At 65.8% G+C, this 14,541-nt stretch carries 11 protein-coding genes; 10 read left to right on the top strand and 1 reads right to left on the bottom strand.

Annotation, left to right across the window (positions count from 1 at the left end):
• The first annotated feature begins 121 nt into the window (after positions 1 to 121).
• The 10 genes from ABD231_RS35425 to ABD231_RS35470 all read left to right on the top strand — a co-directional run bounded on the left by ABD231_RS35425 (position 122) and on the right by ABD231_RS35470 (position 13,722).
• Positions 122 to 853: an alpha/beta fold hydrolase gene (locus tag ABD231_RS35425; RefSeq protein ID WP_344162339.1), complete on the top strand. Its 732-nt coding sequence runs from the start codon at positions 122 to 124 to the stop codon at positions 851 to 853.
• On the top strand, positions 850 to 2,484 hold the full coding sequence (locus tag ABD231_RS35430) for an FAD-dependent monooxygenase (RefSeq protein WP_344162342.1): 1,635 nt from the start codon (positions 850 to 852) through the stop codon (positions 2,482 to 2,484). The genes ABD231_RS35425 and ABD231_RS35430 overlap by 4 nt, the downstream gene beginning before the upstream one ends.
• Positions 2,485 to 2,582: 98 nt before the next feature.
• Positions 2,583 to 3,140, top strand: a complete 558-nt coding sequence (locus tag ABD231_RS35435) for a hypothetical protein (protein WP_344162345.1) — start codon at positions 2,583 to 2,585, stop codon at positions 3,138 to 3,140.
• Position 3,141: 1 nt separating this feature from the next.
• A complete protein-coding gene (locus ABD231_RS35440) occupies positions 3,142 to 4,581 on the top strand; it encodes a dihydrolipoyl dehydrogenase family protein (RefSeq protein WP_344162348.1) in 1,440 nt (479 codons plus the stop codon).
• Between the two features lie 299 nt (positions 4,582 to 4,880).
• Positions 4,881 to 6,983 carry a hydantoinase/oxoprolinase family protein gene (locus ABD231_RS35445; RefSeq protein WP_344162351.1) on the top strand — a complete coding sequence of 701 codons (2,103 nt, stop codon included), beginning with the start codon at positions 4,881 to 4,883 and terminating at the stop codon, positions 6,981 to 6,983.
• An 11-nt stretch (positions 6,984 to 6,994) separates the two neighbouring features.
• Positions 6,995 to 9,319, top strand: coding sequence for a hydantoinase B/oxoprolinase family protein (locus ABD231_RS35450; protein ID WP_344162353.1), 2,325 nt, complete (start codon positions 6,995 to 6,997; stop codon positions 9,317 to 9,319).
• Positions 9,316 to 10,803, top strand: coding sequence for a sugar ABC transporter ATP-binding protein (locus ABD231_RS35455; protein WP_344162356.1), 1,488 nt, complete (start codon positions 9,316 to 9,318; stop codon positions 10,801 to 10,803). Before ABD231_RS35450 ends, ABD231_RS35455 begins: the two co-directional genes overlap by 4 nt.
• Positions 10,804 to 10,871: 68 nt before the next feature.
• Positions 10,872 to 11,906, top strand: coding sequence for an ABC transporter permease (locus ABD231_RS35460; RefSeq protein ID WP_344162359.1), 1,035 nt, complete (start codon positions 10,872 to 10,874; stop codon positions 11,904 to 11,906).
• Positions 11,907 to 11,971: 65 nt separating this feature from the next.
• Positions 11,972 to 13,084 (top strand): sugar ABC transporter substrate-binding protein, encoded by a 1,113-nt coding sequence (locus tag ABD231_RS35465; RefSeq protein ID WP_344162362.1) that lies wholly within the window; start codon positions 11,972 to 11,974, stop codon positions 13,082 to 13,084.
• Positions 13,081 to 13,722 carry a TetR/AcrR family transcriptional regulator gene (locus ABD231_RS35470; protein WP_344162365.1) on the top strand — a complete coding sequence of 214 codons (642 nt, stop codon included), beginning with the start codon at positions 13,081 to 13,083 and terminating at the stop codon, positions 13,720 to 13,722. The genes ABD231_RS35465 and ABD231_RS35470 overlap by 4 nt, the downstream gene beginning before the upstream one ends.
• On the opposite strand, the gene ABD231_RS35475 is transcribed toward ABD231_RS35470, so the two are convergent.
• The gene (locus tag ABD231_RS35475) at positions 13,713 to 14,420 is read right to left on the bottom strand and encodes an alpha/beta fold hydrolase (RefSeq protein WP_344162368.1); all 708 of its coding nucleotides are present in this window, start codon (positions 14,418 to 14,420) and stop codon (positions 13,713 to 13,715) included. The two genes, ABD231_RS35470 and ABD231_RS35475, sit on opposite strands and share 10 nt — an antisense overlap.
• Positions 14,421 to 14,541: the final 121 nt, after the last annotated feature.

Below are 14,541 nucleotides of genomic sequence, written 5' to 3' on the forward strand. Positions count from 1 at the left end.
GTAGCCGTGGTTGTAGAGTGAACGCTACATACAGGCAACTTGGCAACATGCGATGCATGAGGAGGCTTGAGTGTCGGCCGCTCCGGAGAATGCTGTGCGGGCAGGAGGAGAGCCTGCTCTCGTGCTGCTGCACGGGGGTGGCCCGGGCGTGGATGCCGTGAGCAACTGGGCGACTGTCCTCTCGAGGTTCGACGACGAGTTCAGCTGCCTGGCGCCCGATCTGCTCGGGTTCGGCACGCAGATCGCCGGAACGGACGGGCTTGAGGGGCCGCGAGCTTGGGCGATGGCTAGGGCGCAGCAGATCCTGGATGTTCTCGACCGCCACGGCCTGGAGTGTGTTCACCTTGTCGGCAATTCGGCTGCCGGCGGGGCTGCTGCACTGGCCCTGCTGTCCGTGGCGCCGGACCGGATCGATCGGGCTGTCGTCATGGGAGGGGCGGGTACCGGACCGCTGCCTCTGGCCGTTCCCTTCTATGACGACCCTACGCGTTGGTCGATGCGAGCAACGCTTGGCCGGCTGGTCGCCGACGAGTGCGCCCACCACGCGCTCCTCGACGAACTCACCGAGGTCCGGTTGCAGCAGGCCCTCCGCCCAGGCGCCGAGTCGGCGTTTCGGTCGATGTTCCACGACGTCGCTGGTGGCCCCGTTCCGGTGGACCTCGCGACCATCGCGAATCCGGTCCTCGCGCTGCACGGCGAACTTGATCGGGTTTCGCCGATCGCGGTTTCCGAAGAACTCGTCGACGCGCTGCCTAACGGTCGCCTCGCAGTGGTGGCCGGTGCCGGGCACTGGATCCACGTCGATCGGCCTGATGAGTTCTGCAACTTGGTAGGGGAGTTCCTGCGCGCATGACGACACGACCCAGCAGCACCGACGTGAACCAAGTCGACGTCCTGATCGTCGGAGCTGGTCCTGCCGGCCTGACCCTCGCAATTGACCTCGCCTTGCGTGGTGTGGCATGTCACGTGGTGGAAGCGACCGAAGAACGGGGTGTCAACCCGAGGTGCAACACGACCTCTGCGCGGTCGATGGAAATCTTTCGGCGACTCGGGCTGGCCGACGAGATCCGGCGGGCCGGGCTGCCGGGGGACTACCCGACGTCGATTCACTACCGGACGACCTTGAGCGGCGAGGAGATCTTCCGTATCGATCTGCCCTCTGCGCGTGATGTGCTGCATGGTGCGGGTAAGGACGGATGGCCTACGCCGGAGCCGCAGCACCGGATCTCGCAACTGTTCCTCGAGCCTCTTCTGGAGGCGCGCGTCGGCAAGCTTCCTGGCGTGACCCTGGAGCGTGGTGCCCGGCTGGTCGAGTTCCAGCAGTACGACGACCGTGTCGAGGCGGTCGTGGAGTCCGGAGGGGCGCGTCGTACCGTGCGCTGCGCGTATCTGGTGGGATGCGACGGCGCTCACAGCACCGTCCGACGCGATCTCGGTATCCGCTATGAAGGCGTTGATGCTATTCAGCAGTTCGTGTCGACGTTCGTTCGTTCGCCCGAGCTTGGGCGTCTGGCGGCCCGGGATCGAGCTTGGACCTATTGGACCTACGGGCGCCGGATCGCGTCGTTGATCGCGATCGACGGGGAATCGCTGTGGCTCAACCATGTGGCGTTCCCTGTCGGCCACGACACCGCGGCCGAGGATCCAGAAGAACTCTTGCGGGAGTCGGTGGGCTGCGCCGTCGAGCACGAAGTACTCGGTGTGGTGCACTGGACCGGACGCAGTCTCGTTGCCCAGCGATATCGCACGGGGCGAGTGTTCTTGGCCGGGGATGCTGCCCATGTCTGGATCCCTGTTGGGGGATTCGGCATGAATGCCGGCATCCAGGACGCTGCGACTCTCGGGTGGATGCTGGCGGCGGTCTGCCACGGATGGGCGCCACCAGACCTGCTCGACGCGTACGAACTGGAGCGCAAGCCGGTGGGGGAGCAATTCGCCAATGCAGTGGGCTCGGCTGCGCATAGGTCGTTCGCGGACGTCCCGACGGACATCCATCTCTCGGGACCGGAGGGCGAGCGCGCTCGGACGGAGTTCGCTGGTCGGCTCGCGGCTACGGAACGGCATCGATACTCCCCGGACGGCTTCAGCTTCGGTTACCACTATGCGGACTCGCCTCTAGTGCTCGGAGGTGAGGATCAGGCCGCCATCACCATGGGCGACTTCCAGGATCAAGCTCAGCCGGGGTTCCGGCTGCCGCATGTCTGGCTGGACGGCGATGTGTCGGTGCTCGACGTACTGGGCGCCGGCTTCACCCTCTTGCGGACGGACCCGATGCTTGACGTGGCCCGATGGACCTTGGCGGCGCGGGAGCTCGCGATCCCCCTCGCCGTGGTCGACCTCCCAAGACGGTGGCCTGATCGATATCCCGCCGCGCTGCTGCTCGTGCGTCCCGATCAACATGTTGCCTGGATGGGCGGAGCGGTCGCGCGTCCTGACGAGATCCTGCTCCAAGTCACCGGGGTTGCTTCCACGTCAGATAGGTAGAACGGTCTGTCTTGACTGATGGTCGGGCGCTCGGCATTCTGTGTAGTGAACGTTCAGTCCTCACACTGAATCGCACATCAAGACTTGAGAGGTTCATCGTGACCACCGTTGACTCACCTGCTGCCGGAGGAATCGCGTCTGCGCTGCGCCAGCTGTACTTTGTGCGGTTCGCGTTCGCCATTGTCTGGGCTGTTCTGCTGTTCACGACCAAGGCGCATCTCGGGGCGCTGGCAACCACCCTGCTCATCCTCTACCCGTTGTTCGATGTTGCCGCGGCCGTCGTGGACGCTCGTTCGTCCGGCTCCGCTGGCCCGACTCGTGGCCTGTATGTGAACATCGGGTTCAGTCTGGCCGCTGCGATCGGTCTCGTGATTGCCACGGGCGTCGGGCTGCCGCAGGTACTGCGCGTGTGGGGTGCGTGGGCGATCGTCGCGGGGCTGGTGCAGCTCATCGTGGCCATCGGCCGCCGCGCCATGGGCGGCCAGTGGCCGATGATCCTGAGCGGTGGCCTCTCGGCGCTGGCTGGTGTGTCGTTCATCGTGGCGGCGTCTGGGGCGAACCCGGCTTTGACCACTATCGGCGGATACGCCGTACTCGGCGCCATCTTCTTCCTCGTCTCGGCGATTCGCCTCGGCCGCGCCGGCAAGGTGAAATGACGTGACAACAACCACTTACGATGTGGTCATCATCGGTGCGGGGCCGGTCGGGGAGAACGTCGCCGACCGAATCGTTCAGGGTGGCTTGAGCGCCGCGATCGTCGAGCGGGAACTGGTTGGAGGGGAATGCTCCTACTGGGCGTGCATGCCGACCAAGGCATTGCTGCGGAGCGCGTCGGTACTCCGGAGCGCCCGTCAGGTCCCCGGCGCATGTGAAGCAGTGACAGGTGATCTGGATGTGGCCGCGGTACTTCGCCGTCGCGACTCCTTCGCGTCGAACTGGCAGGATGACGGGCAGGCGTCCTGGCTCGAATCTGTGGGCGTTCCGCTGTTCCGCGGACACGGTCGACTCAGCTCGGAGCGGGTAGTCGAGATCGTTGGAAAGGATGGCGCCACAACGACGCTGACCGCACGGCACGCGGTCGTTGTGGCGACCGGCAGTAGCGCACTGGTGCCAGACATCGAAGGCCTTCGGGCGTCGGCGCCGTGGACCAGCCGGGAAGCGGTCGCGGCGAGCGAGATCCCCAGCCGGCTCGCGATCATTGGGGGCGGGGTGGTGGCCTCGGAGATGGCGACCGCATTCGCTGATCTGGGGTCGTCGGTGACGATGCTGGCTCGTGACGGTGTGCTGCACCTGGCGGATCCGTTCGTGGGTGAGCGAGTAGCGGAGTCGTTGCGGGACAAGGGCGTCTCGGTGCGTGTCGGCGCCGAAGCTGCTGCGGTGAAGCGCAACGACGACGCAACGGTCTCCATTACGCTGGTTGACGGCGAGCAGGTCGACGCAGATGAACTCCTTGTCGCTATCGGTCGCATTCCGAACACGCAGGACCTCGGACTGGATCGTGTCGGCCTGAGGCCGGGTGCGTGGCTCACCGTCGACGGCACGATGCGGGTCGTGGGGGATGATGGCACCTTGATCGGTGGCGGCTGGCTCTACGCCGCCGGAGACGTGAATCGGCGTGTTCTCCTGACTCATCAAGGCAAATACCAGGCGCGCGCTGTGGGTGACGTGATCGTCGCTCGTGCGAAGGGTGTGGCGGTCGACGACGGTCGGTGGGGTCGGCATGCGGCGACAGCTGACGAGGCTGCGGTGCCGCAGGTGGTGTTCACCGACCCGGAGATCGCGTCCGTGGGACTGACCGCGGCGGCCGCGGAGGCGGCCGGTCTGAGGGTCAGGATCGTTGACTACGATCTGGCGGCCACGGCCGGATCCTCTCTGCATGCCGACGGGTACAGCGGTCACGCCCGGATGGTCGTCGACGAGGACCGGACGGTGATCGTCGGGTTCACCCTCGTCGGCCCCGATGTTGGGGAATTGCTGCATGCCGCGACGATCGCGGTTGTCGGCGAGGTGCCGCTGGACCGGCTGTGGCACGCGGTTCCGGCTTTCCCCACTGTCAGCGAGGTGTGGCTGCGGTTGCTTGAAACGTACGGCCGCTGACCGTCCGTACCTGCGTCACCGGTGTTGACGCCTCCCCGGCCGTGCTGGTCGGCCGGAGGTTGTCGCGAAGATCGTCGAGCGAAGCAATCCGCTCGGTGGCCCTGCGCCCGGGCGGGATCCCCTCCATGCCCCCCTTCCCGTCCGGGCGTTCAGGTCTCTGAAGTGGTGACAGTGGCGTCTCGTTGTTCTAGTGTGTAGTGGACGTTACATACAGGCGTCTGGTGTGTTGCCTTCGGGGAGTTCAGCTGCCGCACACCATCGGTGCCAGTCGGTCATCGGAGATCACCAGGAGTAGGCACATGCCATACGCACTCGGCATTGACGTCGGCGGGACCTTCACAGACGCCGTCGCATCGAACGGCGCCGGCCGAATCGTTTCGGCGAAGACGCCGACGACCCCGGACCAGCGCGAGCTAGGGGTCATCCGCGCGATCGAGGAGTTGGCTGCCGAACTCGGCATCGAGACCGGAGAACTACTCTCCCAGACCGGCTACATCGCTCACGGCACGACGGCGTCCATCAATGCTCTTGTCCAGGGATCGGTGGCCGATGTCGGGCTGATCGCGACCAAGGGCCACCGCGACGCGATCTACATCATGAACGCCGAAGGGCGAACCCTCGGCCGGTCGGCCCACGAAGTCCAGGACACACTACGAGGGCGCAAGCCGTCTCCTTTGATCCCGAAGTACCGCGCGCTCGAGGTGACCGAGAGAATCGACTATGCCGGAAAGGTTCTCGTCCCCCTCGATGAGGACGAGGTACGACGGGTCGCGCGGCAGCTTGTCGGCCAAGGAGTCGAGGCGATCGCTGTGTGCCTCCTGTGGTCGTTCAAGAACGGTGCCCACGAGCGCCGGATCCGTGAGTTGATCCATGAGATCGCTCCGGACATGTACGTGACGCTGTCGTCGGATGTCAGTCCTCGCATCCGCGAGTTCGCACGGACCTCGACCACCATCATGAACGCCCAGATCGGTCCTCGGCTGCGCAGCTACCTGACGCCGCTGCAGGAGAAGCTGGAACGGGGCGGCCTGAAAGGGCCGTTGCTGGTGATGCAGAGCGAGGGTGGCACCATCACTGCCGATCGGGCGCCGGAGCATGCCATCACTACCGTGGGGTCTGTTTTGTCCGGCGGCGTCATCGGCGGCAAGCGGCTCGCAGAGCAGCTGGGCCACCGCAATGTCATCACCACCGACGTCGGTGGCACCACCTTCCTTGCGGGGCTCATCGTCGACGGCGAACCGGTGATGGCGCCCGGCTCGATCGTGAATCAGTTCCCTATCAACGCCGCGACCGTCCAGGTGCACACCATCGGATCCGGCGGAGGTGCGCTCGCTTCGGTGGATGCCGGGGGCAACCTTCGGCTCGGCCCGCAGAGCGCTGAGGCTGTTCCTGGCCCCGCGTGTTATGGCAACGGTGGTACCCGGCCTACCAACACTGACGCCAACCTGGTCCTCGGGATCATGAGTGAGCGCGGCCTGCTCGGCGGGAAGAAGCCGCTCAGACTCGACCTGGCGCGGTCGGCGATTCAGCAGCACGTCGCCGATCCGCTTGGCCTCACTGTCGAGGAGGCCGCCGTCGCCATCCATGAGGTGCAGAACGCTCAGGCCGGCGACCTGCTCCGTCGGGCTGTTGTGCAGGCGGGCTACGACCCTCGTGACTTCGTCGTCTATGCGTTCGGTGGTGCCGGGCCTGCCCACTGCGCCGGTTATTGCCAGGACCTCGGGGTGAGCGAGGTCCTCGTGCCACTCGGCCCAGTCGCCTCCGCCTTCTCGGCGTACGGGCTGGCTGCCTCGGACGTGATCATCAGCGCCGAATTCTCCGACCCCTCGGTGTTCCCGATCGATCACAAGGTGCTGGAGTCGTACTACGAGCGGCTGGAGAGCGACCTTCAGCGCGCACTCGACCAGCAGCAGGTCAAGTTTCAGTCAGTCACCTTGCAGCGTGAGATCGATTTGCGCTATTCGATGCAGGTCTCCGAGCTGACTACGCCGGTGCCCGCGACGAGATTCACTGCGCAGACCGGCGACGAGATCCTCCAGCGGTTCGAGGAGCACTACGAGCGCATCAACGGATCTGGAGCGGGCTACCGTGCGGCCGGCGTACAGGCCATCACGTACCGGGTTCGGGCCAAGGCTGACCTGGGTTTCCCGGTCGAGCTTCCGCGCATCGCGGAGGCGGGCGGGGCCGATCCAGCTGAGGCGCTCATCGAAGAGCGGTTGGTCTGTTTGGACTCACAGCTCGGGTTCCAGCCCACAGCCGTGTACGACTATGCGCTTCTACGCGCCGGCCACGAGCTCGTCGGCCCGGCGGTGGTCGACGTACCGACCACCGTGGTGGTGGTGCCTGCCGGCGTCACGGGGCGCGTCGACCATCTCGGCAATCTCGTTCTGAGCTACCAGTGAGGACGTCGGACATGAACACCACCATCCCCGGATCGGACAAGTTCACCAGCCGGCCGATGTCTCGTGAGGAGCTGCTCGACCGGATCTCACCCGAGCTGCAGTTGCATCACGTTGACGATGAGCGGATTGCTCACCTCGACGCCCTGACCTATGAAGTCGTTCGGCACCGCTTGTGGGCGATCACCCAGGAGATGGGCGAGACGCTGCGGCGGATGTCGGGCTCGCACGTCGTCACGGAGTCGAACGACTTCAACTTCTCCATCTGTGACGAACTCGGTGAGCAGGTGCAGGTCGGGACGTACAACATCGGCTTGATCGGGTCGATGGATCTTGCGATCTACTGGACGCTGCAGCACCGCAGCCACAATCCAGGCATCGCGAACGGCGACATGTTCTTGTGCAACGACCCCTGGATCGGCGGCGGGCTGCACCAGAATGATGCTGCCATTCTGGCGCCGATCTTCCACGACGGGTGCTTGTTCGGCTGGACGACGGCGATCGCGCACCAGGTCGACCTCGGAGGGTCTCGCCCGGGCTCGTTCAGCCCGTCGGCGAAGGACGTGTTCGACGAGGCGGTCCCGACCCCGCCGCTGAAGATCGTCCGCGGTGGTGTCCTGCAGGAAGATATCGCCGACGCGTGGGTTCGCAGATCGCGGCTGCCGCACATGGTCGGCCTCGATCTGCGGGCCAAGATCGCGGCGAACAAGAACGCCGCCGAGCGCGTCCTGCGCCTGATCGAGAAATACGGTGCCAACACCGTCAAGGCCGTGATGCGCCGGATGATGAACGATGCCGAGAGGCGGCTGCGGGCGAAGCTCGAGATCCTGCCCGATGGCACCTGGAGCGCCGTCGGATACCAGGAACAGTCCCGGACTGGTGACCGCGGTCTGCACGCCATCAAGGTGGCGCTGACCAAGCAAGGCGACCGACTCGTCTTCGACTTCCGCGGTACGGCCGGACAGACCGGCATCATCAACTGTCCCTACCCAGGGCTGCGCGCCGGCGTCGTCTTCACTGTGCTCCCGTTGCTCGCAGGTGACATCCCCTGGGCAGCCGGTGGGCTGATGCGCTGCTTCGAGATCGTGACCGACGAGGACACGATCACCAACGCATCCTTCCCGGCAGCGGTCGGCAAGGGACCGTTTGGTCCGGCCTGGGGAGCTGGAAACCTGGTTGCCGAAGTCCTTGCGAAGATGTTGGACGCGGCGCCGGCGCACCGCCGCGACGTGCAGTCGATCTGCAACGGAACGACAGACCTCTGTGTGGTGTCCGGTGTCGACACTCGCGGTGGCGGCCACAAGGGTTTCGTGTCGCCCATCTTCGACGTCATGGCCGGCGGCTACGGAGCTCAGGTCCACCACGACGGCGTCGATACCGGTGGCCGCCTCATCATTCCTTCGGCCCGGGCACCAGATGTCGAGATGACCGAGTACCTGTACCCGCTCGTCGCGCTCTGGCGTCGGGAGCAGACCGACTCCGGGGGGCCCGGCCGTCAGCGCGGCGGGATGAGCGGCTCGGTCTGCTACGTGCAGCACCCGGACCAGGACACTGAAATGTCCTTGGTCGTGTCCGGGAACGGGAAGGCCGCGAACCAGAACGTCGGTCTGGCCGGGGGATATCCGGGCAACTCCCAACTGGACATCGTGGTGCGTGGCATCGCGGTGCCTCAGCTCGGGGGCGCGACCAGCATTCCTGGCGACCTGGACCAGCTCGGCGGTGAGGCAGAAGTGCTGCCTTGCGAGGGCGAGTCTGTGCTCGGCCCGAACGATGCACTCTTCCTGCACTGGCAGGCAGGAGGCGGGTACGGCGATCCGCTGCTCAGGCCTGCCGAGGGGGTCGGCGAGGACGTGCTGCAGGTCCGGGTAGCGCCGGAGACGGCCCGGGATGTTTATGGCGTCGTACTTGGAGCGGACGGAGAGGTGGATGCTCCCGCGACTGATGCGGCGCGTCGGAGGATCCGGCGGCGTCGTGCGGAGGAGGCGGGGTTATCCGCCGACGACCTGGTGACGATCGGCGAACCCGACCTGAGGCATGCCCATCGCCTTGACGACAATCTCGCTGTCGTGGACTCGGCGAGCGGCAACTCGGTTGTCTGCACCCACTGCGCCACGCTGCTCGGACCAGTTGCGGACGGAGCGTTCGTGTCGGCGCTGGCCCGAACGGACTTCTTGCCGACCGAGGCCGGGCCGCACATCTGGAGCGACCCGTCGGTCTACGTCGACAACGAGATGGTGTTCCGCCAGTTGTTCTGCCCGGGGTGCCTGACGGCGGTCTATTCCCGAGTAGTGCCGGTCGGCCACCCGCTGCCGGACGACGTCTATCGGAGTTTCGCATGACCAGGGAGGCGCGCAGGCTTCTGGTCCGCGTCGAGCAGTTGACCAAGTACTTCGGCAACAACTGCGCGCTGAATCACGTAGACCTCAACGTCCACGCTGGTGAGGTACTGGCGGTGGTCGGTCACAACGGATCGGGAAAGTCGACCCTGGTTAAGCTACTGGCGGGGTTTCACACGTCCGACGGCGGCACCATCGGACTGCAGGGCAATGGCAGTTCGGAGACAGAACTGCGCTTCATCCACCAGGACCTTGGGCTGGTTGGATCCCTGTCAACGGTGGAGAACCTTGCACTCGGTTCGGCGTCGGCAGGTAGGCCGTGGCGACGCCTTCGCAAGGCTGCCGAGCGGCTTCAGGCCGCCGAGCTGGTCGCCCAGTTCGGCGCGGACTTCGATGTCGACACATTGATCCAGGAGCTGTCGCCGGCTGAGCAGACGATCGTGGCGATCGCCCGTGCCCTGCGTGGCTGGGATGAGCGGCGGGACGTCGTACTGATCCTTGATGAGCCCACGGCCGCGCTGCACGGGGCAGAGGTCGACCGGCTGATGGCAGTCGTTCGCCGGGTGGCCGAGCAGGGCGCAGGGGTGCTGTTCATCTCGCATCGCCTCGACGAGGTGCTCGGCGTCGCTGACACGGTTCTGGCTCTCCGCAACGGCAGCGTGGTCGGCAACATGCCCTGCTTCGAGATCGACTACTCGGGACTCGTGGAACTCGTGGCCGGCAGTGTGGTCGAGGAGGCGCAACGCAGTTCCGGCGAGCGGGGCGACGTGGTGCTCTCTGTCGACGGTCTTGAAGGCGAGGCCATTCGGGACTTCGACGTATCGGTGCACGCAGGTGAGATTGTCGGCGTGGCCGGCATTCTCGGCTCCGGGCGCGACGAGGTCTGCGCCACGATCTTCGGCGGGCGGCCGAGGACCAATGGCAGCGTGCGGCTACAGGACACTGACCTCGTGTCCGGAGATCTCCGCCAGTCGATCCGGCACGGTGCCGCGTTCGTGCCTGGAGACCGGCACCGATATGGCGCGGTGATGACAATGACCGCGACCGAGAACCTCGCGTCCGTTCGCGTGCCCGGAATTGAGGGCCGCTGGCAACGGGTTCGGAAGGCACACGAGGAGCGCGAGGTCGCTGGTTGGTTCGCGGCGTGTGGAGTGGTCCCAGCCCAACCAGAGATGCTGCTGTCCCAGTTCAGCGGCGGTAATCAGCAGAAAGTGGTGCTGGCCAAGTGGCTGCGTACCAACCCGAGCCTGCTGCTCCTCGACGAGCCGACCCAAGGAGTGGACGTCGGGGCCAAGGCAGTCATCCACGAGTTGATCCTGGCGGCCGCCGGTAGGGGCTCTGCGGTACTGGTGACCTCGTCGGAGGCCAAGGAGCTTGCGCAGCTGTGCGATCGAGTCCTGGTCCTCGCCGATGGAGTCGTCGTCGACGAAGTCGCGGGCGAGGAGCTGACCGAGGCCCGGATTCTGCACGCGAGTGTGCCCGCATGAGCGCCGTCGACGCCGGCCGCGAAGCGGCCCCAGACAGGATTTCCAGGAACACAGGAGAGCAGGTCCAGATGTCCGCCAACAGCACGAGCCCGCCGCAGAACAGGTGGTACGGCGTGCGCCGTACTCTCGCTTTTCAAAACATCAGCGCGGTCTACATCTGGGTCGCCATGGTCGTGCTGTTCTCGATCCTGGTCCCGGAGACCTTCCCGACGGTGGACACCGTCCGAATCGTTCTGGCGGATCAGGCCCTGACTGCGATTCTGGCGATCGGTCTGGTCCTTCCGCTCGCGGCGGGGGCTTTCGACCTCTCGATCGGTTCGCAACTCGGCCTGGCCGCGATCGTGGTGGCCTGGATGCTGTCGGTCCAGGATCTTGGGCTCTGGATCTCCGTCCTGGGCACCCTCGCTGTCGGCGTGATGGTCGGGCTGCTCAACGGCCTGCTCATCGTCAAGGCAAAGATCAGCTCGTTCATCACCACCTTGGGGATGAGCTCGATCATCCTGGCCGGAATCTCGTGGATCTCGCACGACGCCCAGATCCTCGACCTCGGGTCGGACTTCCAGGAGATCGCCACGCACCCGATCTTCGGGGTGCCGCTTTCGGTCTACGTGATGGTCGTGCTTGCCGCTGTGGTCTGGTACGTCCTCGACAACACACACCTGGGCCGTGCAGTGTATGCCACCGGCGGGAACACCGAGGCGGCTCGTCTGTCCGGCGTGCGCACCGGGCTGGTCGTGGTGGCGTGCCTGGTGAGTTGCTCGCTACTCGCCTCGGTTGCGGGCATCCTCCTCAGTTCTTCCCTCGCGACCGGTGATCCGACGATCGGTCCCGGCTACATGCTGCCGGCGTTCGCGGCGGCCTTCCTCGGCTCGACCCAGTTCCGCAACGGACGGTTCAACGTCCTAGGGACAGTTGTTGCGGTCTACGTCCTCGCGACCGGTGTCAAAGGACTCCAGCTCGCCGGCGCTCCGGTGTGGATCCCGGAGCTCTTCAACGGCGTCGCGTTGCTGGTTGCGGTGGCGGTGAACCGACGTCAGGGGTCGGCGCGCCGTGCGCGATCGGCCAAGTCTGCGACCAGCGTCGCGGTCGAACGAGCGGTCTGAGCGGAAAGGCTCGACCGGCTCTCAGTTTGCTTCATGCACCACCTTTCGCACCAAGGAGAACCGCCATGAACAGAGGTAGATTCGCGCTCGCGACCGCGACGCTGGCCGGGCTGGCGCTGGTCGCCGCCTGCGGGACCAGCAAGACAGGCACGACGTCCGCGATCGCGGGCGACAACCAGGCGAAGGCCAAGGAGATCATCGCGCCGTACGAAGGCAAGCCTGGTGCCTTTCCGATCACCGAGAAGCTGAGTTCGCCGGTACCCCCTGGCACCCGCGTCGCCTACGTCGACAACGGGAACGCCCTCGTCTCGCTGATCTTCAAGCTCATGCAGCCGGCCGCCGCGGAGCTCGGCATCGAGCTGTACGCCGTTCGCGCGGGCACCTCGGCCAGTGGCGTCCAGAGTGCGTTCGGAACGGTCGTTCAGCGGCGCCCGGCGGCGGTCATCAACACGGCCATCGACCCCGCTCTCTGGGAGAACCAGCGCAAGCAGTTGGCCGATGCAAAGATTCCGGTCATCTCCCTCGGCACTGTGGCGTCCGCCGACAGCGGGCTTGTGCAGCCCAACGGCGGCGCGGCGTTCGAGCGGCAGGGCCGGCTCCAAGCGGCGTGGCTGGTGGCCAACAACGGCAAGTCATTCGAAGCCGTGCTGTACGAGCACAACGAGCTGGCGTATGCCGCCGCGGTCAAGAAGGGGTTCGAGAGCGGGCTGAAGGAGCTCTGCCCCGACTGTGTGGCCAGGGTCGTGCAGATCCCGATCACCGAGGTCGGCAACAAGGCTCCGGAGCGGATCGTCAGCGATCTCCAGGCGCACCCGAACACCCGCGCGGTGGTTTTCCAGTCCTCCGCGGCGGCAACAGGACTGCCTGCCAAGCTCAAGGTCGCCGGGCTGAAGGACGTCCAGATCGTCGGCGCGAATCCGCTGCCGACCAACCTGCAGTATCTGAAGGACAAGCAGTCCACTGTCGAGTTGGGCGCGGACCTCAAGACGCTTGCGTGGACCGCGATGGACACCGCGGCGCGCCTGATCGTTGGCCAGAAGCTGCAACCGAACGTGGTCAGCGGGGAAGCCCTCGTGCACCAGTTCCTGCGCCCGGAGGACATCACGTTCGATCCGACGCGTGGGTTCTCGGCGTACCCCGACGTCAGCGACCGGTTCAAAGCACTCTGGCAGCGATGACCCGCGACGACGGCTCGCCGACGGCCGGGAGTAGCGAGCTCAGCAGCCGTGACCTCATCCTCAACACCGCTCGTACTCTCATTTCAAGTCACGGGTACGACGGAATGGTCATTTCCGACTTGTCGGAAGGGTCAGGGCTGCCGGCGAGCTCGATCTATTACCACTTCGGCAACAAGCTGGGCGTACTCGTGGCGCTCCTGGAGCGGACGTTCGAGGACCTGCATGCCTCGTACCCGAGCCCGTCGTCGTTCGACGGTCACCCGCCCCTCGAGCGCTTCGAACTCTGGCTCACCGCCGCCTGCACTGCTCTCGATCGCCGGCCAGAGTACCTCCGGCTGCTCCTGGCGGTCAGTGTCGGTTCACACGCGGATGAGGACAACGTGCGGGCGACGGTACGCCGGATTCGCGACTACGCCCATGTGTCGTGGGTCGAGGCGCTCACCCCGGTGATGGCCCCGCTCGATTCCGCCGAGGACAGGGAGCTCCTCGAGTGGCTGGCAGTCCTCGGCCGGGCGATGACCGATGGTCTGTCGGTGTCCACCGGTTTCGACGGCACGACCTACTTGTCGCACGTGCCCGCTTTCGTTGCCTTGGTGCGCGGTTTCGCCGAGAACCGTCGGTTGAATGATCAGGGATGACGGCAAGTCGCCGTGTCAGTCGCGAGCCAGGTCGAAGACTGGACCGCGACAATGCGGGCGAGGTCGTCAGGGGCATCGTTGGCGACGAGGTGTCCGGCGGTGGGGATCTGGCTGACGGTGGCCCTGGGGCAGATGGCGCGGAACTGGTCCACTTCGGCGTCACTGAGGGGCGAGGTCGGGCCTCCTCGGACGAGAAGGATCGGGAGGGAGAGCGTTGTGGTTGCTGCCGATAGCTCGTGGGCGCGGCTGAAGATGTCTTCGACGAGGTCGGTGCGTTGGTCGCGCAGGCTCTGCTTGGTGAGCCAGGTGCGGACCCGGGCCGGATCGTGGTTGGGTACGACGTCGACGAGGATCAACCCGGCGACAGCGGCGGCGGTGTGTGGGTCGGCAAGAGCGGCGATGGCGGCAAGGCCGCCGAGTGAGGCGCCGACCACAACTAGTGGCGACGGCTCGCTGTGGATCATCGCGGTCACGTCATCCGCGACCAATTGAAGCGTGCTGGCGCGTCCTGTGCTGTCGCCGTGACCGCGCAGGTCGAAAGCGACCGTTCGCAGGTCGTGCTTGTTGAGTGCTGCTGCGACGGGCGTCCAGACGCTGCGTCTTTCGCCGCCGGCGTGGAGGAGCAGGACGGTCGGGCCGACACCGGTCGCCGTACCTCGCAAGTGAACGTCGCCTTGGGGCAAGGTGACCTCGGTCATCGGCAGCTCCTCTCCTTGGGACATCGAGCCAAGCAGGCTATCTGGCTGGCGGCGTGGCGCCTCGAGCCAGCATTCTGCTAGTTTTGGGATACCAAACTGTTGACGTGAGCTCGATCCTACG

It is taken from the genome of Kribbella yunnanensis (genome assembly GCF_039529655.1).
GTDB lineage: Bacteria > Actinomycetota > Actinomycetes > Propionibacteriales > Kribbellaceae > Kribbella > Kribbella yunnanensis.

What these genes read in the sequence shown, in the direction of transcription:
- ABD231_RS35430 (WP_344162342.1), top strand. Translation starts at nt 850, where the DNA reads ATGACGACACGACCCAGCAGCACCGACGTGAACCAAGTCGACGTCCTG.
- ABD231_RS35445 (WP_344162351.1), top strand. Translation starts at nt 4,881, where the DNA reads ATGCCATACGCACTCGGCATTGACGTCGGCGGGACCTTCACAGACGCC.
- ABD231_RS35450 (WP_344162353.1), top strand. Translation starts at nt 6,995, where the DNA reads ATGAACACCACCATCCCCGGATCGGACAAGTTCACCAGCCGGCCGATG.
- ABD231_RS35455 (WP_344162356.1), top strand. Translation starts at nt 9,316, where the DNA reads ATGACCAGGGAGGCGCGCAGGCTTCTGGTCCGCGTCGAGCAGTTGACC.
- ABD231_RS35460 (WP_344162359.1), top strand. Translation starts at nt 10,872, where the DNA reads ATGTCCGCCAACAGCACGAGCCCGCCGCAGAACAGGTGGTACGGCGTG.
- ABD231_RS35465 (WP_344162362.1), top strand. Translation starts at nt 11,972, where the DNA reads ATGAACAGAGGTAGATTCGCGCTCGCGACCGCGACGCTGGCCGGGCTG.
- ABD231_RS35470 (WP_344162365.1), top strand. Translation starts at nt 13,081, where the DNA reads ATGACCCGCGACGACGGCTCGCCGACGGCCGGGAGTAGCGAGCTCAGC.
- ABD231_RS35475 (WP_344162368.1), bottom strand. Translation starts at nt 14,420, where the DNA reads ATGACCGAGGTCACCTTGCCCCAAGGCGACGTTCACTTGCGAGGTACG.